Origin of the sequence: Providencia sp. (assembly GCF_052096715.1) — a bacterium.
Lineage (GTDB): Bacteria > Pseudomonadota > Gammaproteobacteria > Enterobacterales > Enterobacteriaceae > Providencia.
In genome coordinates this window covers 193,329-219,995 of record NZ_JBQDNB010000004.1, presented here as the reverse complement: position 1 = coordinate 219,995, position 26,667 = coordinate 193,329, and the positions used below count along the sequence as shown (strand labels likewise).

Annotated in this window: 18 protein-coding genes; 8 read left to right on the top strand and 10 right to left on the bottom strand. The window is 38.4% G+C overall.

Going from position 1 to position 26,667, the window contains the following annotated elements:
* Positions 1–62: 62 nt before the first annotated feature.
* On the top strand, positions 63–6,695 hold the full coding sequence (locus ACTH6U_RS05455) for an Ig-like domain-containing protein (RefSeq protein WP_441831767.1): 6,633 nt from the start codon (positions 63–65) through the stop codon (positions 6,693–6,695).
* A gap of 72 nt (positions 6,696–6,767) precedes the next feature.
* On the opposite strand, the gene ACTH6U_RS05450 is transcribed toward ACTH6U_RS05455, so the two are convergent.
* From ACTH6U_RS05450 to ACTH6U_RS05425, 6 genes are all read right to left on the bottom strand, one after another.
* On the bottom strand, positions 6,768–7,589 hold the full coding sequence (locus tag ACTH6U_RS05450) for a helix-turn-helix domain-containing protein (RefSeq protein ID WP_441831766.1): 822 nt from the start codon (positions 7,587–7,589) through the stop codon (positions 6,768–6,770).
* Between the two features lie 520 nt (positions 7,590–8,109).
* Positions 8,110–9,336, bottom strand: coding sequence for an SGNH/GDSL hydrolase family protein (locus tag ACTH6U_RS05445; RefSeq protein WP_441831765.1), 1,227 nt, complete (start codon positions 9,334–9,336; stop codon positions 8,110–8,112).
* Positions 9,308–10,468: an SGNH/GDSL hydrolase family protein gene (locus tag ACTH6U_RS05440; RefSeq protein WP_294109836.1), complete on the bottom strand. Its 1,161-nt coding sequence runs from the start codon at positions 10,466–10,468 to the stop codon at positions 9,308–9,310. Before ACTH6U_RS05440 ends, ACTH6U_RS05445 begins: the two co-directional genes overlap by 29 nt.
* Positions 10,455–11,873: an MBOAT family O-acyltransferase gene (locus tag ACTH6U_RS05435; RefSeq protein ID WP_336430997.1), complete on the bottom strand. Its 1,419-nt coding sequence runs from the start codon at positions 11,871–11,873 to the stop codon at positions 10,455–10,457. Before ACTH6U_RS05435 ends, ACTH6U_RS05440 begins: the two co-directional genes overlap by 14 nt.
* A 263-nt stretch (positions 11,874–12,136) precedes the next feature.
* Positions 12,137–12,943, bottom strand: coding sequence for a protein bax (locus ACTH6U_RS05430; protein WP_294109832.1), 807 nt, complete (start codon positions 12,941–12,943; stop codon positions 12,137–12,139).
* A gap of 624 nt (positions 12,944–13,567) precedes the next feature.
* The gene (locus tag ACTH6U_RS05425) at positions 13,568–14,584 is read right to left on the bottom strand and encodes a LacI family DNA-binding transcriptional regulator (protein ID WP_441831764.1); all 1,017 of its coding nucleotides are present in this window, start codon (positions 14,582–14,584) and stop codon (positions 13,568–13,570) included.
* Between the two features lie 314 nt (positions 14,585–14,898).
* On the opposite strand from ACTH6U_RS05425, the gene ACTH6U_RS05420 reads away from it, so the two are divergent.
* The 4 genes from ACTH6U_RS05420 to ACTH6U_RS05405 all read left to right on the top strand — a co-directional run bounded on the left by ACTH6U_RS05420 (position 14,899) and on the right by ACTH6U_RS05405 (position 18,835).
* On the top strand, positions 14,899–16,158 hold the full coding sequence (locus ACTH6U_RS05420) for an MFS transporter (RefSeq protein WP_294109826.1): 1,260 nt from the start codon (positions 14,899–14,901) through the stop codon (positions 16,156–16,158).
* Positions 16,159–16,208: 50 nt separating this feature from the next.
* On the top strand, positions 16,209–17,417 hold the full coding sequence (locus ACTH6U_RS05415) for an adenosylhomocysteinase (protein WP_294109825.1): 1,209 nt from the start codon (positions 16,209–16,211) through the stop codon (positions 17,415–17,417).
* A gap of 102 nt (positions 17,418–17,519) precedes the next feature.
* Entirely contained in the window at positions 17,520–17,837 is a 318-nt protein-coding gene (locus ACTH6U_RS05410; RefSeq protein ID WP_336430996.1) for a putative quinol monooxygenase, read from the top strand.
* Positions 17,834–18,835, top strand: coding sequence for a Gfo/Idh/MocA family protein (locus tag ACTH6U_RS05405; protein WP_441831763.1), 1,002 nt, complete (start codon positions 17,834–17,836; stop codon positions 18,833–18,835). The genes ACTH6U_RS05410 and ACTH6U_RS05405 overlap by 4 nt, the downstream gene beginning before the upstream one ends.
* 76 nt (positions 18,836–18,911) lie before the next feature.
* On the opposite strand, the gene ACTH6U_RS05400 is transcribed toward ACTH6U_RS05405, so the two are convergent.
* The 4 genes from ACTH6U_RS05400 to ACTH6U_RS05385 all read right to left on the bottom strand — a co-directional run bounded on the left by ACTH6U_RS05400 (position 18,912) and on the right by ACTH6U_RS05385 (position 22,630).
* Complete coding sequence (locus ACTH6U_RS05400) at positions 18,912–20,057, bottom strand: DUF4056 domain-containing protein (RefSeq protein ID WP_441831762.1); 1,146 nt, start codon at positions 20,055–20,057, stop codon at positions 18,912–18,914.
* A complete protein-coding gene (locus ACTH6U_RS05395; RefSeq protein WP_441831761.1) occupies positions 20,057–21,202 on the bottom strand; it encodes a BamA/TamA family outer membrane protein in 1,146 nt (381 codons plus the stop codon). The genes ACTH6U_RS05400 and ACTH6U_RS05395 overlap by 1 nt, the downstream gene beginning before the upstream one ends.
* Positions 21,202–22,194 (bottom strand): hypothetical protein, encoded by a 993-nt coding sequence (locus ACTH6U_RS05390; protein ID WP_441831760.1) that lies wholly within the window; start codon positions 22,192–22,194, stop codon positions 21,202–21,204. Before ACTH6U_RS05390 ends, ACTH6U_RS05395 begins: the two co-directional genes overlap by 1 nt.
* Positions 22,195–22,447: 253 nt before the next feature.
* The gene (locus tag ACTH6U_RS05385) at positions 22,448–22,630 is read right to left on the bottom strand and encodes a hypothetical protein (RefSeq protein WP_294109814.1); all 183 of its coding nucleotides are present in this window, start codon (positions 22,628–22,630) and stop codon (positions 22,448–22,450) included.
* A 258-nt stretch (positions 22,631–22,888) separates the two neighbouring features.
* Here ACTH6U_RS05385 and ACTH6U_RS05380 point away from each other — a divergent pair, with 258 nt between their 5' ends.
* The 3 genes from ACTH6U_RS05380 (at position 22,889) to ACTH6U_RS05370 (ending at position 26,531) form a co-directional block, all read left to right on the top strand.
* Positions 22,889–24,346 (top strand): DUF4026 domain-containing protein, encoded by a 1,458-nt coding sequence (locus tag ACTH6U_RS05380; protein ID WP_441831759.1) that lies wholly within the window; start codon positions 22,889–22,891, stop codon positions 24,344–24,346.
* A 69-nt stretch (positions 24,347–24,415) separates the two neighbouring features.
* Positions 24,416–24,874 (top strand): regulatory protein RecX, encoded by a 459-nt coding sequence (locus ACTH6U_RS05375; RefSeq protein ID WP_434720850.1) that lies wholly within the window; start codon positions 24,416–24,418, stop codon positions 24,872–24,874.
* Between the two features lie 253 nt (positions 24,875–25,127).
* Positions 25,128–26,531 (top strand): carbohydrate porin, encoded by a 1,404-nt coding sequence (locus ACTH6U_RS05370; RefSeq protein WP_441831758.1) that lies wholly within the window; start codon positions 25,128–25,130, stop codon positions 26,529–26,531.
* Positions 26,532–26,667 lie beyond the last annotated feature (136 nt).

Below are 26,667 nucleotides of genomic sequence, written 5' to 3'. Positions count from 1 at the left end.
TCATTGATGACGGCTAACTATTATTAGCTGAATAATCCACTTTTAACATAATGAAATAGAATATGATTAATGAAATTGGCTCGATTGAATCAAAAAATATAGAAATTAAAAAATTTAAAGTACAGGGGCTTGATTTAATCGTAACGAAGCCTGACGGCTCCATTGAAGTTATTAAAAATGGATTGTCTGAAATTATTTTAGGTAATATGAGCTTATCGACTGAGCAAGGGACTATTCTTTCACAAGATGAAATTTTATCATCTATAACATTAAATGTCGGTGCTGATGCGGTTTATATCAAAGAGCAGTTTACGAGTGATACTGTCGAGTTTGCTGATAGCCAGAACATGTCAAATAATAATGAGGAAGGGGTTAACGAACAGAAAGTATTTGGGGATAAGCTGGCAGAGCTAAATCAACAGAACCAAAAACTAGAGCAAACACTTCATATGCTGTCATCAGAAAAAGCTGAACAAGAGGCATTATTGAGCTCGTCACTTACAAAATTAACGGAAGTGAAAAAACAATTAAATCAAAAATCAGAAAAACAAAATCAAGATACCTCAAATGATATCTCTTTTTCTTCGCCCTCTGTATCCACGACCACCCAAGGCAATTCTTCATCATCATCTTCTTCTCAACCTGCAAATAATTCACCTATCACTCCATTGATCGTTAAGCCAAAGATTCAGGCTTTTATTCGAGGGGAATTAAGCGAAGAGTCTGGGAAAAAAAGCGACAATATTTCGAATACTAGCACGCCAACATTTATCGGAATTGTTTCTCCCGATAGCCAGGCTCACTTATCGATTAATGGCGTGAAATACCCTATCAAAGCAGATAAAGATGGTAATTGGTCACTAAAGATGATCCACCCTTTAAAAGATGATCTCTATGAATATACACTGATGGCATCAAACGGAGTGGACAAACCCGTTACGGTGAGTGGCAAATTTACGGTTGATACGCGGTTAGATAGCCTTTTTGTTTGTTTAGATGAGCATTCGGATAGTGGCATTTTAGGGGATAAATTAACCAATAATAAGCTCCCTACTTTTTCAGGAAAAACAGAAGCGGGTAGTCGAGTTACATTAACCATTGCAGGGCAAACATTACAGACAATTACGGATACGCAAGGTATATGGCGCATTAGTGTTGAAAAGCCACTGGTAGATGGAGAGGCAATATATCAAGTAACGGCTACGGATGTGGCCGGCAACAGCAAAACATTAACTGAGTCCGTGCAGATCAAAACGACATTGTTGCCGACAACCCTACAACTAAATGGTCGAGCTGACTTTCTCACTCATCAAACCACCCCGACATTATCAGGGCACTCGGAAGCGCATGCTGATATTCAAATCACCATTGGCGGTCAAGTTTACTCGACCATCGCGGATGAAAAGGGGAATTGGTCGATAGATATTCAAACCCCACTTGGGCAGGGCGCACATTCTTTAAAAGTTAAAATTACTGACAAGGCGGGGAACAGCGAGACACTCAGTGAAACGGTACAGATAGATACCGTGCTACCCGCGGCCGAGGCCACACTGGCACAAAACAGCGACTCGGGTGTGAAAGGTGACCATCTTACCCAAGAAAAAGCGGTGACCTTAGTCGGCAAAACTAAGCCGGGCTCGGCGGCAGTGGTTGTATTTACTGGGCAGGAGTACCCAGTAGTGGTGGGTAAGGATGGGGCTTGGCAGGTAACTTTGCCCGCCGTAACGGAAGATAAAGTCTATGACTATCAAGTCAGGGTAACGGATAACGCAGGGAATGTCGGGGTATTCCACGGGCAATTTACGGTTGATACCCAGGTGGATGCATTATCGGTACACCTAGATGCGGCTTCTGATAGTGGTATGATCGGGGATAACGTCACCAATGATATGCGCCCTCACTTTTCAGGGAAAGCGGAAGCCAATAGCGCCATTGTGTTAATTATAGGTGGGCAAAAACTCACAACCACCGCCGATGAAAATGGCGATTGGACAGCCGTTAGTCAAAAAGGGCTGGCCGATGATCTCTACCATTATCAAGTAACGGCTACGGATGTGGCAGGCAACAGCAAAACATTAACTGAGTCCGTGCAGATCAAAACGACATTGTTGCCGACAACCCTACAACTAAATGGTCGAGCTGACTTTCTCACTCATCAAACCACCCCGACATTATCAGGGCACTCGGAAGCGCATGCTGATATTCAAATCACCATTGGCGGTCAAGTTTACTCGACCATCGCGGATGAAAAGGGGAATTGGTCGATAGATATTCAAACCCCACTTGGGCAGGGCGCACATTCTTTAAAAGTTAAAATTACTGACAAGGCGGGGAACAGCGAGACACTCAGTGAAACGGTACAGATAGATACCGTGCTACCCGCGGCCGAGGCCACACTGGCACAAAACAGCGACTCGGGTGTGAAAGGTGACCATCTTACCCAAGAAAAAGCGGTGACCTTAGTCGGCAAAACTAAGCCGGGCTCGGCGGCAGTGGTTGTATTTACTGGGCAGGAGTACCCAGTAGTGGTGGGTAAGGATGGGGCTTGGCAGGTAACTTTGCCCGCCGTAACGGAAGATAAAGTCTATGACTATCAAGTCAAGGTAACGGATAACGCAGGTAATGTCGGGGTATTTCACGGGCAGTTTACGGTTGATACTCAAATTACATTGACAGCGAGCTTAGACTTAGCGAGCCAAGAGAATTCGAATACCTCAATAACGCAATTAAAGCGTCCACAAATTAGCGGTACAGCTGACCCTGATAGTAAAATTATTGCTGAGTTTAAAGGACAAATTAAAACGGTTTATACTGATAACCAAGGTAAGTGGTCACTGAGTTTTGATGTTGATGCGGAAGTGGGCAAAGAGAACAATTATAAGATAGTGGCGAAAGATGCCGCCGGTAACCAAAAAACGGTGGAACAGAGTTTTTCATATTTACCCTCGTCAGGAGGGGCGGGAGAAGTCCATCCTCCGATGCTTTCAGTGGTATTAGATGTTGGTAGCGATAGTGGTAAGCTAGGCGATTATATCACTAATATAAAAATGCCTAAGTTTACGGGAACAGCGACTAAGGATGCTAAAATAACCTTATCGATTAATGGTGAAGATTTTACGACAGTGGCAGATAGCTTAACTGGAAACTGGGACATTACCGTTAATGAGCAGCCTGAGGGAAATAATCATTATGTTGTCATGGCAGAGCACCCAACCAATGGGCAATTAAAAGAGATATCTGGGAACATTTTTATTGATAATATCGCACCAGTATCTTCAATCGAATTAACCGCAGAAACAGATACTGGCTCTAAAGGTAACTTTATTACCGCACATCAAAAACCAGTATTTACTGGGAAAGGTGAACCTGGATGCAAAGTTACGTTACATTTAAATAATGAATTAGTTTCAACGACGACGGATAGCAATGGTATCTGGAGCTTAACTTTACCTAATGAATTACCTAAATATTTTACTGGGAATTTTAAAATTAATGTCACGGATGCGGCGAGCAATGTATTTGAGAAAACAGCCAAATTGGTTATCAGTAGTCATAAACCAGAGCTTTCAGATATAGATCTTATTAATCCTTCAATATTGGGGAAATTTAATAAAGCTAAATCAATTAATAGTCTTACCCCAACGTTTCGGGGAAAAATAAATGATGATTCTAGTTTAGAGTTTAAGTTTTCTTATTTTCATCAAAATAAGAAACAGAACTATTTATTTCCTATTACTAAAATAGATAAAGATGGAAATTGGAGCTTCACTATTCCAGAAGGGATATTTGACAATGATCGTCGTTATGATGTGGATAATATATCTGTTGTTGCAACGTCTTCTTCTGGAGTTTCTTCGGAAAAAACATTTTATAAGCCTGGATTACAGATAAAAAACTGTATATTGAAAATAACAGGTGAAGTTTCAGCCGAATCTAGTAGTACAGGAGAAAATAATGAACGTCTTAGCTCTAGTCGCTCACCTTATTTACAAGGTTCTATTGAAGGGAGTTCAGATAGGGATGAATTGAAAGGAACCATTTATATCGGAGGTAAAACATATTCAGTAGATTTTGGTAAAAGCCGAAAATCATGGCATTTTAAAGTTCCTGATAATGTTCAACTCCCTTTAGGGGAAGTCCCCTATACCCTAACATTTAAAGATGTTTATGGTTCGGTAAGGGAGGCTTCTTTCTCTGTAGTGATCAGTGATTTTAAATTTTATCTTGACCCTGATACAGACTCTGGAGAGGTTGGAAACAACTTTACTAACCATAAACACCCCGTATATAAAGGCCAAATAACGGCAGGCGGCACGATTTCAGCTAAGGTGAATGGTAAAGATTATTCCATTCAAGCAAATGAGAAAGGGGAGTGGCGTTTCGAAGTGCCTATTAGCGGGGACGGAGCTTATCATATTAGTTTTATTCAAGATGATGGAAGCCTTGCTGTTGCACAAACGACATTAAATATCCTTACTACTGATCCGGTCTTTAATGACTTTCATATTGTGGATAAGCAACTTTATAGTGGCACTCAAGTTTCTAATGTAATTAATCCACAACTGGTTTTTACCTATTCTGGAAATATGGATTATTACCTGATAACGGTGAATGGCAAAACCACAAGACATAATAAACTACAAACTAAATATAATGGTTCTAAAACGACGTTTGCTAATGAGTTAACTTTATCAAATGGTGAGCATACCGCTAAAATTACAGCGTTTGATGTTGCGGGAAATAAAACAGAGCATAAAGTCATTATTAAAGTGCTTAGTGATGAACAAGGTATTACTTCACCGAATATTGAATTTGGTATTAATGATAAACAGTGTATTTCTACAAAAGATGGCAAGTTATTATTTAATCAAAACGAGATTAAGTTTACAGGGATAACAACTTCCGCAGGCCAAATTACGCTAAAAGACATGACGGGAAAAATCATTGGTACGACTAAGGCAGATAATAAAGGAAGTTGGGAATTAACATTGCCTAATAATATTGTTCCCATTGATATAAAGGATGGCAATAATATTTCTCTATCGATTACGGCAAAAGATTTAATTGGCCGCGAAACACAGTTTGATTTTGACTTACTCTATGACGTTACCCCTCCAGAAATAACCGCAACATTAGATGACTTACTTTCAAATAGCGGTGTTATTAATATTAATCAACCCACATTCAGTGGAATTACAAAAGCAAATGCCACGGTATGGTTAACGATTAGTAAACAAAAATATTCAGCCATAGCGGATGCTAATGGTAAATGGAAGATAAAATTAGACGATAAACAAGAGTTAAATGATGGCACTTATAAATATGAAATAGAAGCTCATGATATTCTTGGCCAAATTAGTTTAAATAAATTATCAGGTGATTTTACGGTAAAAACAATTGCCTCGATTAATGGTGAGCTAGACCCTGATTCAGATTCTGGGGAGAAGAAAGATAATCATACCAATGTAAATAAGCCAATATTTAAGGGAGTAACAGAACCAAATGCCACTGTACGGCTCGTTTTCAATAATAAAATGGCATCAACTTATGAAAGCATAGCAAATGAAAGAGGAGAGTGGTCGATCAATGTGGATACCGAATTGAGTGATGGTATCCATGATTATGTGATTTTTGCGATTGATAATATTCAAGGCATTAATGGTAAAATTAAGGGGCAGTTAACCATTGATATGACAGCCCCCGATTTGCTCATTGGCGGTGCAGTGGACCCTACGGACTTTACGACTAAACAGGACATTTTAGCTCGTATTACGACACCGACTTTTGCGGGGATTGCAGAGCCAGACGCTTATTTAGAAATCACAGTTGGTCAAGATATTTATAAGGGTATCCTTGTTGATAAGCACGGAAACTGGAGCTTTACGTTATCAGAACCACTAATAGATGGTGAACATGATTATCAAATAAGGATAACAGATATTGCAGGGAATCTAGGGATAGAAAGTTTAACCGGCAAAGTTACTATTGATACCAAAGCTCCTGAACTTTCTGGTTCCTTAGAGAATTCTACTAACTCTGGGGATAAAAGTGATGATATTACCAATATCAACACACCAAAATTCAGTGGCGTAACAGAGCCTGATGCGTTAGTCGAGCTTAAGATTGCTAATGCGACTTATCAAGGGAAGGCTGATAAAAGTGGTAAATGGACGATATCTGTTACGGATACCTTGATTGATAAAACCCATGATTATCATATTGAAGTAAAAGATGCTGCGGGAAATACGAAGGAGATGACAGGGCAAATTACTATTGATACCAAAGCTCCTGAACTTTCTGGTTCCTTAGAAAATTCTACTAACTCTGGGGATAAAAGTGATGATATTACCAATATCAACACACCAAAATTCAGTGGCGTAACAGAGCCTGATGCGTTAGTCGAGCTTAAGATTGCTAATGCGACTTATCAAGGGAAGGCTGATAAAAGTGGTAAATGGATAATTCCTGTCACCAAGCTACTGGCTGATGGTTCCCATAAATACACGATTGAAGTGAAAGATAAGGCAGATAATAAGGAAATTATAGCAGGCAAAATTACGATAGATTCAACCTTACCCGATACATCTGTTAGTCCTGCACCAGTACCAGTAGAAAATAACGTGGTGATGCCAATTGATATTCCACCAGTTGATAATACGATATCTCAAATAGATATTGATAATCACTATTTCTAGCAAAGCGATTTTAGAAAAAACAGTTGAACCTCAGCATAATAAATGGTGAGGTTCAATGTGTTAAATAATAAATTATTTGAATAATGGGAATGTAGCCGCTGGTTGTGCATGAAAACTTTTAAAGGCAAGTAAAAAATAAGAAACATCATCATAACCGACTTCATGTGCAATACGTGTCATTGGCATATTATCTGCTTTAGATAACATCATGGCTTTATTCATCCGAGACATTAAACTTATTTTAGAAAAACTGGTGTATTCACTCGATAGACGACGTTTTAGTGTTGATGCACTCATATGAAGTTTTTTAGCGACTGTATCTAAAGTACAGCAATGCTTTCCTGCACCATAAAAAATCAAGTCATAGACCTTATCTTTTACTGATATGTTCATTGAGGCATGCAGTGCGGGAATAAATCCATCCACAAATAGGAAAAAAGACAGTATAAAGCTTAAGTGGATGTTAATGACATTATTATTGGAAAGTAGAAGTAGTTCCTTCGTAGCAGAATAAAATACATTTTCAATAATAGGATTTTGTTGTAATTCGGTGTAGCAAATATTATTAACAGATTTTGATTTTGTTTTATTGAGAAACAAAGAAGAATGTTGTTGGTAAAAGCATTTTAGCATCTCGCTGGTTATCGGGATTACATCGACTGCCAATGAGTCATATTTATCACTGCGGATTATCTCAATAGATCCGCCTTTAGGTAGAAAGCAAATATTCGAGGTTGTTAGCGTTTGCCATTGCCCCTCTTCTATTCGTATTTTAATTTCACCTATACTGATTTTTAGTAACAGGGAGTGAGTAAGATAAAAGCTATTTTTTGTTTTATTGGATAGTGTTTCAATATAGGTATGAAACGTTTTTTCACAAAAAGTAATCGACATAAAATAAACCTGAATAAAGTATTACCCATGATTGCAGACCGTAAAATGACTCTGGTTATCGCAAAGAGTGGTTCACGGTTTTTTTCAAAAACAAACCTTGGTATTTATTTGTCTGGAAAATGGTTTGTTATCTGACTCTCATTCAATAAACATCGACTGACAACGATGCTATTTCTCGATTGAACATAGGTGATACTAATTTTATGGTGTGAATATTTATTTAAATAATGGTCACGATTTTTTATGTTTTTTGGGGCGTAAAATAAAGTCGAAAAAAGTCAGACATATTCATATTTCTGATGGTTTAACTTAATGTTTTTATTTGAGTTATTTGTTGGCATTACCGATGTGATGGCAAAATTTCATGGGGCAATAAATAAAAAAGTCAGAAAAGTCCAAAGTGGAATAGCGGGAAATTCTTTAGAGTATGAGAACATGCGCAGGAAAACTAACAGGAATAGAATATAAAAATGGCAGGAATACATATCCCTGCCGTTCTCGTTGATAATATTTAAAGCAACTAGTTTAGCAGTTGGTTCAATTGGCTGTATAAACCTTGTGCACTTTTCTTGTAACCATCAACAGACAAATGTACGTTATCAGGACGCGCTAAATCTTGAGCCGCCCATGTTCGAATCGAACAAGGCCCTCCCATAAAGGCTTGCCAATCCCAGAATAACGTATTTTCTTGGGCTGCTACTTTCTTCTGTATTTGAATTACATTCATTAAGTTAACTGGCATTTGTGCCTGACAGGTTGCGGCGTTACTGAATTTGATTGAGTCGTTTGGCCCAACTAATAAAATTACGCTATTAGGCACCTGTTGGCGGATTAAGCGAATTTTTTCGCTTAAAACTCGCTCATAAGCTGCTAGATCTAAGGTATCGTTAAAGGCCTCATTGGTACCGTAAGCTAAGATCACCATATCGGGCGACATTTGTGCCAAGGTTTCACTCCATTGTGGTTGCCATTTATCAACCATACTCAGAGTAGCGCCATTTAAACCGAGCGCAGAAAGCATCACGCCAGGTTGTGTTGAACGCAGCAACCAACCGCCAATTTTTAAATTATTTTCTTTACCCACTGAAACTTGTGCGGGTAGTTGAGTATTAACTGGCGATGAGAAGCGCCAACTGCTACCCGTTGCAGGCAAAGAAAGTACGGATGATGCCGCAGGAGAAACATTCATCTGCGTATCAGAGGTTGTCTGGTAAAGCGCTTGTAATTGATAGTTTCCTTGTGCGGGCTGTAATGGCTTTAACAATATGCTATTACTTGCGGCGGCAGGTTGCGCAATTAAGCCGCCCAAGGGGTAATCAAAGCGTTCATCTTTACGGCTTGAAAATAGTGTCCATTGTTTTTTATCACTCACGCGATTAATGGTGGCAGTTCTTTGCCCCGGAACCGAGATTGGTGGTACAAAACCAAGACCCGCATCCCCATAGCGTTGTTGAAATAATGTTCTCAGATTACCACTAAAAAAGTCAGCCGCAGTGTGTGAGTCGCCTAATTGGACAATATGAACCTGTTGGTTACCTTGGCGCAATTTACTGGCAAAATGGCCCAGATTGGGTTCTGCATTATTTATCAGTTGCCCTTGTTCAGTGGCTGGTTGGCCTTTTGATGGGGAAACTGTCGTGGTTCTATCCGCTGTATTTTGGCAAGAAAGTAGCCCAAGCGACAGTAGCGTAATGACGCTAGCTGCGGCTAATTTTCGACTAACTTGACGTAGATTGTTCAGTTTCATGAGGTTCCTTTGCTTCCTCTTCGAAATGAATGAGTGAAAAAACTTTTTCAGCAATGGCTTGTTGTCCTTTTGTGCTGAAATGGATCCCATCACCACTTCTTAATTTAATTGTGCTGCTTTCATCCCCAATATAGTCGGAATAAGTGTCATTTTTATATTTTAAGACATCATTCGCGGAAAAATAAATTTCACCGTGATTCTCGACCTCGGATTGGTAAAGACTTCTTAGGAATTTCATACCATCAGATAGCGTATTCTTACGCATATTGGGGGGGCCAACCCAAATCACATCGACATTGTGCTGGCGAGCGGTCGATAATATATCACTAATACGCTCACGATACACCTGTTCCCAGCCTTCGCTTTTAAATTTGACATATTTATAGCCTGCTTGAGGTGGCATATCCCATGGGTCATTTGGCCCTAAAAAGACCACTAATACTTTAATATTAGGATTATCATTCAACGCCTTGGCAATAGTTTGTGGCCAATTAAAAAAGCGAGGATAGGCAAGCCCTGTACTTTGCTTACTTAAATTAATGCTATCGATATTATATTTTTTCAAGAGCATGTTTTTAACGTGGGGTGCGATGCCTTGCATCATCGAATCCCCTGCAAAGAGTACTTGATCCCCTTTGGCGATATTGGCGATATGCTTCGGTACGATGGGGATGTTTTGCTTAGCTGTAAACGTGCCAAAATGAACTTTGGTGTTATTTGTTCTTGCTTGTGGGCGCTTAAGTAATTCAGGAAAAGTGACCGATAAGGTTTCTGCGGGATAAACATAGCCATTTAGGAAATTTAGCCCAACACGATAATCATGAGGAAAATTGAGTTTACTGTGCTGATTGGCTAAAGCTTCCGCTGCTTTCTCTTCTTTCGCTTTCTGTCCAGAAGCATGGTAGGCAAAAGAACTCCCCGCTGCTTGTATACCCTCATTTAAATGAGCGCCATAGTCCCATGTGGCGTTTCCTGCCATATTTGACCATGGAGTATCCTGATGATACTTCTGCTGCCAGAAGCGCTCTAATGAGCTTTGGTTCAACCAGATGAGTAATAAACCTGCAATCAATACAATAAAGAGTACTTGCCCGGCTTTTATCAGGGTATTTTTAAACTCAGAAGTTAGCATAAATAAATCCTGGCATTCCAGATGGAGAAAGCATAAACATAATGGTAAGAACGATAGCCAATGGAATGGGGTAGTAGTACCAAGGAATTTGTTGATATTTCTTTGCTATGTAATGGTAACTTTGAACAAAACAAGGGTAAGCAAGTAGTAGCACCCAAAAAGCGATAATTAATCCAAGACTGGCACTGACAGAGGCAATAAATCCAGGTGCAATAATTTGATTGAGCATCATGATTGCATCATCAAAAGTTTGGCTGCGGAAAAATATCCAAGCGAAGCACACAAAGTGGAAGGTAATAATACGCGACACTAGAGTCGAGAGTGTTTTGTTCGGTAATGTTTTTGTCCAACCTAATTTTTCCATACAGAAACTTTTAAGGTTGAGTAATACAATCCCTAAACCATGTATTGCTCCCCACACCACAAATGTCATTGCGGCGCCATGCCATAACCCTGAAATTACCATTGCGAGAAAAACGTTGGTATTCATTCGACTAAATCCCTTACGGTTGCCACCTAATGGGATATAAACATAATCGCGAATAAAGGTTGATAAGCTAATGTGCCAACGCGCCCAGAATTCTTTGAGGTTGGCGGCCATATAAGGTGCATTAAAGTTAACGGGTACTCTATAGCCAAGTAATAGCGCAATACCTGTGACTAGGTTGGTATAACCAGAGAAATTAAAATAGATATTCCAAGCATAGGCGTAGGTTGCCACTAAGATTTCTCCCGCACTGTATCCAGTAGGGGCATCGAATACGGGATTAACATAGTTCTCGGCAAGAAATGAGCTAAATAAAAATAGCTTAACTAATGCCAAGCAGATAAGCAGTATTGCTTTTCGGGTGTCTAATATTGTCCGAGTTTCAGCTTGTATTTGCGGTAGGAAGTTTTTTGCTCGGTTAATTGGGCCTGCGACGATGCTAGGAAAAAAGGCAAGGTATAAAGTGACATCAAAAAAGTCAGCTTTAGTTATTTCCTTACGGCAAACCGAGACTGTGTAGCTAACGGAATGGAAAGCATAAAAGGATAGGCCTAATGGCGCGAGCAACTCAATAATAGGCAGCCCAACACTGAAACCGAATTTGTCTAATGTTTGTTGTATGGTTTCTTGGAAAAACGAATAGTATTTAAATAAAGTAAAGCAGCCAATAATTCCTGTGGCTAGAATGACATAAATCCATTTATTAGTGAGCCAATTTGTTAGCCAGTTAGTTAATAGATAAATGAAAAAGGTATAGCCGAATAATATATAAGCAAAGTCAGGGCTAAATGAATAAACAAAAAAGTAGCTTGCCGTAATAAGTAAGCCATTTTGTAACTTTGCGCTTGGTTGACAACTCCAATAAATAAGGAAAAACACTAAAAAAGAGCCAAGAAACTCAAACGAGAAAAAATTCATGTTGGACTCAAAATGTTAATTATTTTAGTAGTAAGAAGATGCCCTATGATATTTATTATCATGCCTTATGCAATAAGATTATTGCTCGTCATATTTCAAGCAGGTGCGTTGTTGGTCTCTCTCAACGACTTAAGTCACATACTTATGTCTGTTCTCTATATTGATGTGCTTTTTTAGGCGCTGATTTATCTTAGTTGGCTCAATAAAAAAATCCACTCTATTGAGAGTGGATTTTTTAGTGTCTTGTACCTGGTGATACAAAATTAAATGCGAGTTATTGCTCTTTTTTGAGCTTGTGTAATCAATTCTTCGTTACTCGCGTACATCTCTTGTAAATAGCGGTTATAAGTAGAACCTAACTCTGAGTAGCCTTTCATATCATTGATAAGTTTTGTGGTATCTAACTCATCAGTTGATTTACGTTGTTTCGCTCTTGAATTACGTAGTGATTCATAAGCATTGTGGGTATTCATATTCTTCATATAGGCGGTTACGGTGCCTTCAACTGAAGAGTATACAGAATAACCTTTAACTTTCCCTTGTTTAGCCTGACACCCGCTTCCGCAGCGCATTCCAAACAAATTACCATTTTGTGTTGCTAGTTGAGATGTACCCCAACCTGATTCTGTTGCAGCTTGTGTCGCCACTAAATGTGTCGGCATGATATCCACACGACTGAGTAATTTATCCCAGTTAATACGTTGTGGGTTATTACATTTCATACCATAGCTATCACATATTTGAGCCAGTTGGCGTAGCTCTTGTGCGCTCCACTTCTTGTTTTTACGCACTGAAAGGAGCCAGTTTCGCTCTTCCATAATCTGTTGATTGACTTTTTCAATCACGGGGACAACCGTTTTCAAAAACGCTTTCTTACGTGGTGTACCAGTTGGGTATTTTCGCAAATCAGGCAACGATGTTTGAGCTTGATTTGTGCTCTGCACTGCCTTGTGAGAATACTCTTTTTTGAGCATGGTACTGGTGCTGGTAGAGCCTAAACTAAGACTCGAAAATAATAGTAAAAATAAGAAAGCGAAGACGGCTTTTGTCCTCATCGTTCGAGAGGGCATTTGCTTCTCCTAAGTATCTCTGAACAAAATTCGACCGAATAGTAGCAGAATAATTTTTCATGAGCTACTTATATCCGGCTGACATTAGCTAAATTTCTGTATTGTTTTGTTATGGTTTGAGGGTAAATTAAATTTATGTTTATTTTTTAGTGGTTAGCTAAAATAATTTATAGTACCTTTTGGTTATTTATAAATTATTATTACTTATTTGCCTTGATGTTGGTGTTACATAAGTTAAATTTGATCAAAATACAATCAATTCATGTACTTATTGAAAGGTTATTTTGGTTAATAAATGAGCGGTTGATGGTGTGTTTTTTAATCAAATTGAGAAATGCATCTTTTTAGGAATGTTTACATGTCCTAGTAATGAGTAAGAAAGTGGTGGGTAAAACACAATAAAAGAAAAGTAAATTTAGCATAGGTTTTATCTAAAAAAATCATTTTAAAAGGTCGTGAAAATGGAGTGGGAGGTGACATATTTTGATTAAATAATCTCTTTCTTGGGTGATAAATTGTAATGCTGATAATGTTAATATTACCTATTAGTTAAATGTCTCTGGAAAGGGTGAATGAGTGACTATTTTAATAATGAGTCATTGAAGAATGATCACCCAGTATAAATTAGCGGGTCGAATTGCGGGGAACATAAATAAGTTCGATGAGTTCTTTTTGCTCAGTGACTTGAATATCATTTGCCCTATCTATAAGCATTTTGATTGCTAAGGCACCTATATATTCGGCAGGGATCTGTACCGTTGATAATTCAGGATATAAATAATGACAAAGGTCTGTATCATTAAAACCAATAACAGCGATGTCTTGTGGTATCTCAATATTATGTTTTCTTGCCGCACGATAAATGGCGCCTGCAAGTAAATCATCATCACAGATAACGAGATTAGGCTGGGTTTGGAGTAATATTTCTGCGCGATAAGTCGCTTCTTCAACAGAGAAAGTTGAATATTCAAGATGCAGTGTTTTATTTTGGTGTTCTAGTGCATTAAATTTACTTTCGAATATGCGATGTCGTCTAAGAAAATGCCTTCTAGGGAATTCAGCGCGAAAGTAACCGATTCGATAACGATCTGATTGCTGAATGTATTCGATGATTTTATTCGTTGTTTCAGTAATATTAAGCTCAATATCAATATTGTCTTCATTATCGGGCTCAATATAGACGATTTGTTTTCTATAACTGGCTAATTTGAGCGTAAATTCATCACTACAAGCATATATAATGCAGCCACTTATTACTTTACTTTGAAAAAGGGAAATGAGTTTATCGCACCATTCATCATTAGCGATACTGTCGAGGAGAATAACAGAATAACCTGATTTAGCAGCCGCTATCTCCGCGGCATAAATAACTTTTCCAAAATAGGGTTGTTGTAGATCAGGTACCACAAAGGCAATATTGGTTGATGAACCATTACGTAGCATTTGAGCGCTGACATTAGGTTGATAATTTAAGTCTTCAACGACAGCTAAAACGCGTAATCGAGTGGTTTCAGAAACCCTACCTTTTGATTTACCGCTAAGAACAAGTGAAACAGTTGATTGTGAGACATTTGCTAATTTAGCGACATCTTTACTATTAATAGAGGGTTGATATGTCGAACTATTCTTTTTTTTAGTCATAACGCAAATACCTTTTTTTATAGCAAGTGTAACAAAGGTCTAGGATAATAAGGTGGATATTAATTTGTTTTACCTCGTCTTATTTATAGGGTGAAAATATGCACTATTAATATGAGTAAAGCGAATGAGTAAAGTAAATTTATTTAAGCCAATTAAATAAGTAATACGTATGACTTACTGTGAATTACCTCACATTAGGGAATAATAATCATATGTATGATGCGATGGTCGGTACTATAGTTTGGTCAGTAATTTATAGTTTGGCCGATAATAGCGGTGACATAAATGGCATCCTACAGCTAACGGGTGATTAAATGAGTACAATATTTAGATTAAAAGTTGTGTCGTTTTTACAGTATTTTATTTGGGGGTCTTGGCTCGTGACCTTGGCATCGTATCTATTTAATACGTTGCAGTTTAAAGGGAGTGATATTGGATTAGTTTTTAGTTCATTGGGTCTCGCTTCACTTTTTGCACCTGTAGTGATTGGTATGGTTGCAGATAAAATTAATAATCGAAAACTGGTATTTATTACCCTGCATTTGCTTTCAGCCGTTACCTTAATTTTAGTGGCGTATAGCACCAGTGTAACCATGCTATTTTTAGTTTTATTATTGAATTTAATGTTTTATATGCCAAGTATATCGATGTGTAATAGCATCCTATTTGAGTTACTAGAACAGCAAAAATTAGAATCAAATAAATATTTTCCTAAAATTCGTGTATTCGGTACTGTCGGCTTCATTGCTGCAATGTGGACGATAAGCCTGTTAAGACTTGAAACGAGCCATTATCAGCTATTTATCGCTTCGGGTGCTTCTGTTGTCCTTGCCATTTTCTCGCTCACCTTGCCAGCGGCTAAACCTGTTGATAAATCTGAGAAAGAAGCTATCGCGACGTCTAACTTTAATATGAAAAACATTTTATTCGTTTTTCAAAAACATAATGTTGTTGTATTCCTCTTTTTTGCGATGTTGTTGGGTTCGGTTTTGCAAATCACTAACACTCTGGGTGTGCCTTTCTTGCAAGATCTGGCAAAAAATCCAGAGGCTGAAGGTTCATTATTTGCAAGTTTTCCAACGATCTTCTTGTCTATTTCTCAATTTTCAGAAGTCTGTTTTATTTTAGTGCTTCCTTTCTTACTTAAGAAAATCAAAATAGAGACCATCTTATTATTCAGTATGTTGGCGTGGATTTTACGTTTTGGTCTATTTGCTTATGGTGATTTCTCAACCATTGGTACTTTCGTACTTCTGTTATCAATGATTGTTTATGGCTGTGCGTTCGATTTCTTTAATATTTCAGGTTCTCTTTTCTTAGATAAAGAAATTCCATTGCAATATCGCTCAACTGCCCAAGGGATATTTACGACCTTTGTGAATGGTTTTGGTACTTACCTTGGTGCGATGTTAAGTGGTTGGGTACTTGATTTAAATACGGTTAATGGCGTTGTTGACTGGCACATGTTCTGGATTGTTTTTGCCTGTTATACCGGCTCATTCACCATTCTTTATTCAATTTACATGTTGCTTAGAAAACCGTCAGATTCACAAGGTGAAACTGTTAACCACTAGAAATAGATGTGGTTAGTTGTGAAAACGCAACAATATAATAGGTGGAAGTGATGTTGAACGAAACTGAGTACCGTATTAAAGATTTAAGTCTAGCGCCGCAAGGAATGAAGCGTATTAATTGGGCGAAAGCACATATGCCAATTATGCAAAGCTTAATGATCCGCCTTGAAAAAGAGCAACCGTTTAAAGGCCTGACTATCAGTATTTGTCTACATGTCGAAGCTAAAACGGGTGTGTGGATTGAAGCGCTAACTAAAGGCGGCGCTAAAATTGCAATAACAGGCTCTCCGGGTTCAACGCAAGATGAAACAGCGGCTGCATTAGTCGAATATTACGGTGCTCAGGTTTTTTCACAACGAGCAGAAGATTTCGCTGACCATATTAATTATTGCAAAGAAATTTTACGCGTAGGGCCCGATATCATTGCTGATAATGGGGCTGATTTACATGAATTGATCCTCACTGACCCTGAGTTTAGCCATTTACAGACTAAAATATTAGGGGCAACCGAAGAAACCACGACAGGAGCGAATCGTCTGCGCGAAGATTTCTCTGCAAATCTTTGGCCGACGCTAGTTATTAATGATACTCAAGCTAAGCGGATCATTGAAAACCGTTATGGTGTGGGCTCATCAGTGGTTGAAAGTATTGCTCACGCGACTAATGTCATGATCCACGGTAAAAAAGTGGTTGTGATTGGCTATGGTTATTGTGGCTCCGGTGTTGCTCAACGATTCAGAGGAATGGGGGCACATGTTACTGTTGTTGAAACTAACCCGTTAACACGTCTTGAGGCTCACTTGGAAGGTTTTTATACCGCACAGTTGAGTGATGCTATTCCTGATGCAGATTTTGTTGTGAGTGTAGTGGGTCGTGATAACGTGTTAACAGCTAAAGATTTTCTCTTAATGAAAGACAAAGTTATTATTGCTAATGCAGGCCATTTTCAACGAGAAGTTGATGTTGAAGCATTAAATGAACTTGCCGAATATAAAGAAGAAATCATACCGAAAATCAATCTATATCAATTGAAAAATAAAAAACAACTGTACCTGATGTCGGATGCAAATTTAGTTAATTTGTCTGCCGGAAATGGTAATCCAATCGAAGTGATGGACTTGGGATTAGCGTTACAAACCTTGAGTCTGGAGCGTATCGCTTTAGCGAGTCAGTCATTAGCTAAAATACCTCAGCCGGTACCTTATGATATTGAAATGGCAGTGGCTGAATTGGCATGTGACAACTGGATCAATCATTAATTGTATTTTAACTAGCTCGTAGAAGATGTTTTTTATAGGTCATTCTACGAAAGTTAATGCAACAGTGTGTGAAAATTTAAATCAGCTCATAAGAGAGTGTGTATGGAAGAGATGGGGCATTTTGTTACCGCTGAGGTTTATGTCAATTCACCATGGTCAGTTGAAGAAGCAAAGGTGGCAATAGATGCATTTTGCTTAGCGATGCGTCAGGAACCTGGCTGCTCACTGGCATATGCATGGCAGGACAATGCTGATCCTAGTCGGTTTATTCTATGGGAGCGCTATGACAGTCTTGCTGCTCATCAGCAACATTTTACCTTACCTCATACGCAGGCCTTTATCCAAGCCGGTTGGGTTAAACTGATCCGTGCATTTGAAACTACGTTATCTGATGATGAGCCCAAGGAGCCTACTCGATGATTAATTGGGGTATTTTGGGAACAAGTTTCATTTCTGGGGTGATGGCAGATGCAATTGCCGGTGTACCGGGGCATCAAGTTTATGGTGTTGCAGGGCGTTCAAGTGCCAATCTGGCTGCCTTTTGTCAGCAGCATCCAACAAAACATGTGTTTAATGATTATGCACAAATAATTGCTGACCCAGAAGTCGATGTGATTTATATCGCTTTACCTAATCATGTACATCATGAATATATTCTTCAGGCCGCTCGTGCAGGAAAAGCTATTTTGTGTGAAAAATCACTCTCTGTTGATATGGAGAAAACACAAATTGCATTAGCAGCAATAAAAGAGCATAAGGTTTTCTTTCTTGAAGGATTGATGTATTTGCACCATCCGTTGATTACTGAGTTAGTCGCTCAATTGAAAAGTGGTGTTGTGGGTGAAGTTCGCTCAATTACTGCACGTTATGGTGCTGATATTGTAAAATTTGTTAATCCAGACAGTCGAGGTGCGATTTATAACCTTGGTTGTTATCCCGCATCTTTAATTCACTTAGTCATGCAGCTTAGTTATGGTGAAATGGCAAATCGCTATCAAATAGCGGCAAACGGTAGACGAGGTGCAGATACTAATATCATAGAAACTTCAGCGCTGTTAACTTGGCCTGGGCTTGCTGTGGCACATCTACATTGTGTAGAAGATTATGGCATGTTTTGGGATTTTAGTATTCAAGGTAGCGCAGGAACCTTGCGCATTGAAAGTAACCCTTGGTTACCAGAGGTTCAAGGAAATGTGATAACTGTTATGCCTTATGAACAACCTGCTCAACGGATTGAAATTTCAGCTGAAGGTGATGCTTTTTATTATCAAGTCCAAGCGGTTGGAAATGCGTTAATGCAAAAACAGCTCGAAGCAAAGCGTCCAGCGGTGGGTTTACAAGATTCATTAGAGATTATGCAATTGTTAACGGAATGGGAAAGTCAGGCGCTTAATTTTAGTGATAATTTTTGCCATTAGTTAGCAATATAGACGAATGATTTAAATTTGATATCTATGCCGTGAATTAATAAGGTTCACGGCATAGATTATATTATTAAGGGCGCAAAATTTGTTGTTGTGCATCTTGCGCTTTGGCCGCTTCAGCCAGTAGTGAAAAGTCAGAAACTGTCCAATAATGTGTCGATGTGGGAAGCTGCCCCATATTTGTTGTTGGTAATAAGCGTAATTCAGCTAATTGTGTAAGTGAATAACCAAGGTAGCTATCTGGCAGGCTTAATCGCAAACCTTCCGAGGGGATCATTTGAGTTGGAAATAAAGGTAATCGATTATCTTTAGTTTCATAGTCTCTGGTTAACACAAGAAACTTTTCTGGAACGCGTTGGTAACTGTTCCACCAAATACCATCAACTTTATCAAACATTTTACGGGAATCTTGCTTCTTTTTATCACCGAGTTGATGTAATGCTACAGGGAGTATTTGCGTGATGGATTGAGCGTACATAGGTAATGATTGTGCTCGACCTTGTAAAATCAATGTCATCGAAAGTCTTGCCCCCAATAAGTTCGAATACAAATCTTCAGGGGAAAATGCCGAAATACCTTCAGAGAAACCTGGTACAGATTGGTAACCATACCATTGGGCTATTTCATGCCATGCGGCAAGTTGGAATGCAAGTTTTGCGGCTAAATAAGCGCTGAGGGTATAGCGTTGCTTTGCGGATTGTGGCGCATGAAATGCGCTAAAATGAATTTGTCTGCTTGTCAGCTCATTACTGAGTGTTAGCGACCATTCTTGGCCAAGACGTGGATAAATTTGGCTAAATAAATAGAATGTATAATCGGCGGTGTCTCGGACATGGGAGACATCAATAAAACTGCCTTTATCTGTGTATAATAATCCGACTTTTTCATGACTGACTCCCATCAACGCAGCAGCTGCGCCCACAAAGCTATCATTATAATGATGTTCGCCGAGTTTATCGGCCTCAACGATATTGTCGATGGTATAAAAAGGAACAGGAACTCCCAAAAGCTGTGCCTGTAAGTCATAACCAAATGCACAGCAAGCTCTCAAACCTTGTGGTGGCTCTAATTCATCAACGACAGGCCAACTTTGCAAGGCTTCTTCTTGGCTATCGCTCGTTAAAACAGGGGCAATAATTGATAAGTTCTGTTTTTGGGTATTTTGGCAAGCCGCTAAAAATACCGTCATGCATAAGATAATAATAGATTTATACATTAGAATGCCTCACCCACCTGAAAATAAACCCCGGTGCTATTTCGACCAATACCAAAATCAAGGCGTACATTCATTCTCGGTTTAAATTCAAAGCGATAACCAACGCCAACCGTAGGTAGCCAGTGCCCTTCACCTAATGAAGAGGGGGAGTCACTCATGGTACCAGTGCCAAGCCAGCCGACGACACCGTGTCGCCAATCGAGCTTATGTCTTAACTCAATTTGGCTGGTGAAAATATTATTATCACGGTAACGTCCTTCATAATAACCGCGCATCCGGTTGCCATTACCGAGCAGAGACAGTTGATCCCAAGGAACGTTACCCGTTGTAAAACGGGCATAATTATCGATAGCAAAAACGGTCTTGCCAGTTATTTCATGGTAATAAGCATATTGGAGTTGAGTGGTTTGAAAGCGCGTATCACTACCAAAACTAGGTGCAAAATAGGTGTAGATTACTTCAAAGGCTTGGCCTTGGTGTGCATTAGGTAAGAAGTCACGGCTATCATAGCTAAAATAAGTACTCATACCTGAATTGACTACTGAGCGTCCACCAATGGTTTGTGAAAAGTATTTTCGTGCTCCTGCATCTGGGTCACTGGCGTTCATTGATGAAAAATGCCACCCTAATCCAAAATAAGTTGCATCAGTGAGTTTGTATAATGCTCTTGGGGTAATTTTGAATTCTTGGGAATGATACTTTTCTTTATTATTATCATTTTTCCCTGCGGCGTAACCTTTGCCCCAATAATAAGTGGGTACATTGTTTAATGTCCCTGAAATAAATAATCGCCACTGGTCGTTATCAATAAAATTATAGTTGGTAAAATTAATACCAAAAGCCCCTGTTGAAGAAGCAAAACCACTTAAGCCAATCGAAGAGGGCTGTGTGATTTTATCTTCTTTATCAATACGGTACAGTCCAACTATAGCCGTACCGACTCCCAGTCCCATTTCAGGGGTATAAAAAGGCCCCGGAAGTATTCCCCAATCAACCGTTTTACTTTCATCAAAGCTATTTTTACCACCAAGCTCATTGAGCCAGCCATCAATTTGTTGGCGTTCAGGTAAAATTTGTGCCTGAGATATTGGCATAATAAAAAGGCTGAGCAATGTCAGCCTTTGAAGAACATTCAGTTTTAGCATTAAAAACGGAACTCTCCTGAAATAAAGAAGCTATTTCGGTTATTGAAACCAATTTCAGTGAGTACATTAAAGTTACGAGTAAGCTCGACTCGAGCACCTACGGTATTATTCCATTTATGGGCAAGGTGCTGTTCAACATCGAATTTCACATTACCAATAAATGATGGGTCTTTCATAAAGAAATCAAGTTCTTCTGGTAATGATAATTTACTGACATCACCTTTAAAACGTTGAGTGATATCTTGATACATAGCACCAGTCCAAATTTGAATTTTGGTATTTCCTTGCCCACTAATTAATGGTTCAAAAATAAATTCATAACCAACACGAGGGGTGATAACAAACGCAGAAATTTCACCATCAAGAATATCAAGACTTGTTCTTGTATAATTGAAATCTAAAGTCCCAAAAAATTGGTTATAGCCACCAGCAAAGGTGACACCACCTCCATAGGTTTTACCTTCAAAGTCTAAGACAAAGGGTAGGTTTTCCCACATAGGATCGGGGCTTCCTGCAAGATAAATACCAGTAATATTTGTTTTAGATGTACCTTTAGTTTTTCCGTAAACACCATACATATTCATAAAAGGAAATACCCACGTGTCTAATTTTAGCATGTGAGATTCATTTTTTTCGCGGGTATGGCCTGTCTCGACAGAGATTTTAGACAGTAGGGCTTGTCCTAATGGTTTATCAGAGCTGAAACCAATTTTATCCACCACAATATCTTGGCGCATATTCATATAACCATAACTTGCCCCAAATGGTTCAGGTAAATCATAGCCTCGGGCGCGCGCTTCGTCTCCCCAAATAGGCAGTACTCGTGACTCTGTAGCAGAAGAACGAGTAATACCCCCTTCATTATTACTTTTCGGCGCACCAGACTCACTCATGGTCATGGAAAATAAAGGACGATCGTTATCAGCAAAACTGGCAGGAATAGAAATACAAGATGAAAGGATCAGCGCAGCGCTGAATGATATGCGTGTCATAAGTGAACTCAATATACGAAAAATAAAGAAGAGAGAAATGGAATAAGCTACAAAGCTCATTCTTCTTCGTAGAATATTAGCATAGTATTTGGCTTTTATGATGGCTCATGATGCTATTTTATATTCACCTATTAGTGAATATAACGAGGGTTGATAGTTAATTAAGGTTAATAATATTGCGGCTAAGTTTAAGGTTTGTGCCGTTATTCATTATAATCGGCACAATAATTAGCATAAGCGATGAAATTAAACGCTATTTCTTATTCTGTTGATGAAAATGAACACGTTCATGGAAATAGGTTTTTAAGTGCTCTTCCATCTGGTGGACTTTTTGCTCTAATGCATTGATGAGTACATCATCGTTATTCATATCAAATACGCGTTGCATAGCAAGGTCATCAACGTATTCTTTTTGTTCGTGAGTTAAATTAGACATATTTCATAACCTATATTTTGATGCAATTGAATTATTTTATCGACTAAATATCATTGAACCGATAATCAATAGAGCACTATTGTGCCTTAGTGAATACGGGATGAAAAGTAGAATAAATTATTGTCGAATAATGATAATTCATTAGCTTAGACGAAATGCAAAGTATTAAATCACAATATAAAATTGTTAAGAATAATCACAATATTCTTAATGAATTTAAGCTGATATCCTCAAGTAAATAAATAATGGGTCAAAATAATGAACAATAAACAACAATACCCTGATATTGCGGCAGGGAAAGGCGAAAAAGAAGCATCTATGATGGTGGCGATCCCTGGATCTGAACTGACATCTTCATTACTTGAGAAACGTTTAGAGCAACAAACGTATTTTACTGAAGGTGAGGTTGATTATATCCCAGAAGATGGCGGTTTCTTTTTCTCATGTAAAAAAGATGAACAAGAGTTACGTTTTTATATTTCTCTTGTTGATAGCGATCCGGAATATTCAATTAACCCGTATTTTGCTACCGATCCAATTAGTCCTGAGTTATATGCAGAGGCTAGCTCTGCACCGCAAGCGGTTATCATTGAATGCATGTTCCAAGAGCAACCGCTTGTTAGTTATCTTCAACAATTAAAAATTATTCAAATACTCGTACCTGATTTGTTATTGGGTTTAGATCTTTCTGCGGCAGGTAAAGTATTTACACGGGAATGGCTAAACTTCCAATTAGTGGATGATTTGATGCCGAGTGTGGACTCTTTATATGTGGTTCATGCCATTTACGACCAAGATGAAAATGAGGAGCAAACGGAAGAGGATCGAGCACCAACCATGTATTGGTTCCATACGCATGGTTTAGCCCGTTGCGACCTTTCTGAAGCTGAAATTATTATTCCACATCCGATTGCTTCTTATTATGGTATTCCCGAATTATTTTGGAGTTTTGTGAATAACAGTATTACTCAGAGCAAGATTGTATTTAATGAACCTATTTTTATTGGGCAAACACAAACTGGTCATGAGTATTTGGTTGCGGTACCGTTTGAAGAAGGTTTGTTGCATGTAGGGCAATCGACATTAGTTGATGATTTAAAACCGCTTGAAGAGATGAATTTTGAGTTTGGTGATACAAATTCAGCACGTTTTATGGGGGATTGGCATGATCGTGATGAATCTCACCAGCATCCCTCCGTGATGTTATTTCGTGTCACTCAAGAAAATCCGACCCTTGAAAGCTTTTTTCAAGGGTTTGAAGATCAAAATGCCATGATGTTCATGCGCACTGATGAAGAAACCGCTGATATGTCCCGCAAGGCCAAATTACGCTGGGAATATTTCACGCATATGTTAGACAATTATGGGCCAAAGCCGGTTGTGCAGAAAAAAGGTTTTTTTGCTAAATTTATGGGGAAATCGGAAGAACAAGCGGATTCAGATTGGCGTTTCTTAGTAAAATGCGGTATTGGTTATCATGATGAAGAAGAAGACTATGATGGTCATGAACATATGTGGTTTGAACCGATATCATGGAATGGTGAGCAATTTGAAGGGCGTTTAATTAACCATCCGTTCTATGTACAGCATATGCAAGAAGGGGAAGTTTATCCGTTAACACGAGATGATATTACGGATTGGACTATTTATTTTCAAGATGGTAGTTATACACCTGATACAATCTATAAATTACTCAGTGGTGCTCAAGTTCATTAATCTTGGTTGGGCACAGGTTACGTTGAAAAATCAATGTGCCCATAAAATTAACGACAATAAGATAACAATATGAATGACCTTGAGCTTTATCAATATGCCCTTTTCTTACTTTCTCGTCGTGATTACGGAAGGGCTGAACTATTCGCCCGTATGAAGCGCCGTATGTACGAAAAAAACGATAGAATTATTGATGAACTCTTAATTGAAAGAGTGCTTGCCAAGCTGGATGAACAACACTTTCTTGATGATGATCGTGTTGTTTCTTTGTTGATGCAGAGTTACGTGCGCAAGGGCTATGGACCATTGCGCATTAAGCAAGAACTGCGGCAAAAAGGATTCATTGAAGCATTAGTTGAGACCCATCTTGAAAATGTCGAGGTCGATTGGTTCGAAAAAGCTATTGAAGTACGAACTAAGAAATTTGGCGATGATTTACCTTCTGATTTTAAAGAAAAAAGTAAACAAGTTAGGTATTTACAGTCCAGAGGTTTCTTTGGTGACATGATTTATGAACAATTCAAAAATTAAGCCATTTTATTAGTAATTGGTCTTTTTTCTTTCTTTTTATCCTTTCTCGTTAACGGTTGTTGGTCATTATCTTCAATTGAGTTACATCAAATAATGATACGAAAACTCTTATTTTCATCATTACTGTTAACGTTAACAGTAATTTGATTGTATACTCATGTTCATAATCTAAACAATATTTTTGTTTTATATAAAAACAATGTCAGTTGAGCTGCAATTTTAGCTTATCGGGTTAATTCAAATAGGTATCAATATGAAGAAGTTTTATTTGTCCGCCATTGCAGTGGCTTTGGTTGCAGTTCTTCCTATCAATAGCCAAGCAGAAACAGATCTCAGTCGTATTGAAGAAAGATTACAAGCACTTGAAAAAAGAGCTGAACAAGCAGAACAGCGTGCAGCTACAGCAGAACGTAAAGCGCAAGAGCTTGAGCACATCATGATGACTCAGAACGTTGTACCTCAAGCTAGCCAATCTGCATTACCGGCAGAAACTGTACCTAAAAAAACGCAAAAATCAGCCCCAGGAGTGCAATACAACAACGATTTTGGTGAATTGAAACTTTATGGTGATGTTGAATTTAATATGGATGCTGCGAGTCGCAAAGGGCAGATTACGTCGGTTCGTACAGCGCTTGGTAAAGGTAATGAGCCTAATAAAAGTGATAATTGGGATATTAATGGACGTATCTTAATTGGGCTTGATGGCAAACATATGAAAGATAACGGTAACTATGCGGGTTTTTCAGTACAGCCGCTGGCAGATATGACGGGGAAAATGAATTTAGATGATGCGGCATTTTATTTTGGGCAACAAAATAGTTGGGAAGCTAAATTAGGGCGCTATGAAGCTTATGATATGTTTTCATTAGGTCAAGATACCTTTATTCAATATTCTGGTAATACGGCGAATGATCTTTATGGTGACGGTTTTGGTTATATTTATATGATGAAAGAAGGCCGTGGTCGTTCAGGGGATGGTGGCAGTGTTCAATTATCTAAATCGTTGGATGATTGGTATTTTGAAATTAATGCGTTAGTTGAAGATGGCACTTCTTTGTTTGATGACAAAACGTATCATGGCTATCAATTGGATAATAAAAAAAATGTGATTTATTTGAGGCCTGTGATTGCATGGCAGCCTAATGATTTTAAAGTTGCAGTCGCAATGGAATCTCAAGTTATCAATAATGCTTATGGCGATACGGTGGAGGGTAAATGGCAAGACATGTCAAAACGTAATGGTTACGGCATGACGGTAGGCTGGAATACGTTAGCACAAGATCCTGATAATGGACTTCAACTGACATTGAGCACTGCTTATTTAGATGCAACTTCTGAAAAAGATTTATCGATAGGCGGTTTTGGTTTATGGCGTCGTGCTCAGCTCGGCTATATCTTTGCACATAATGATATTAAAGATTTTAACTCAGATAAGATATCGTCTGATCCAAACTCTGTATTAAACTCAACACCGGGTAAATACGATATCCACACTATTTATGCTTCTTATGAATTACCCCAAATATTGGACTTAGATAACTATAAAATTTACTTGGGGGCGTATTATTCTAGAATTAATACTGATACCCATAATATGATTAATAGTCACGATAACGACCGTTATGGTGCTCGTGCCCGCTTCAAATATTTTTTCTAAGATAATTATTGTTTCCCTAGCGAGTACTTATTGTTAGGGAAATGAACCTCGTTTTTTCTTCAAAAAAAGAATTATTATTTTTTTTCTTGTACTTTGTCTTATTTATATATTAAAACCATCTGCTGTTATGATTAAT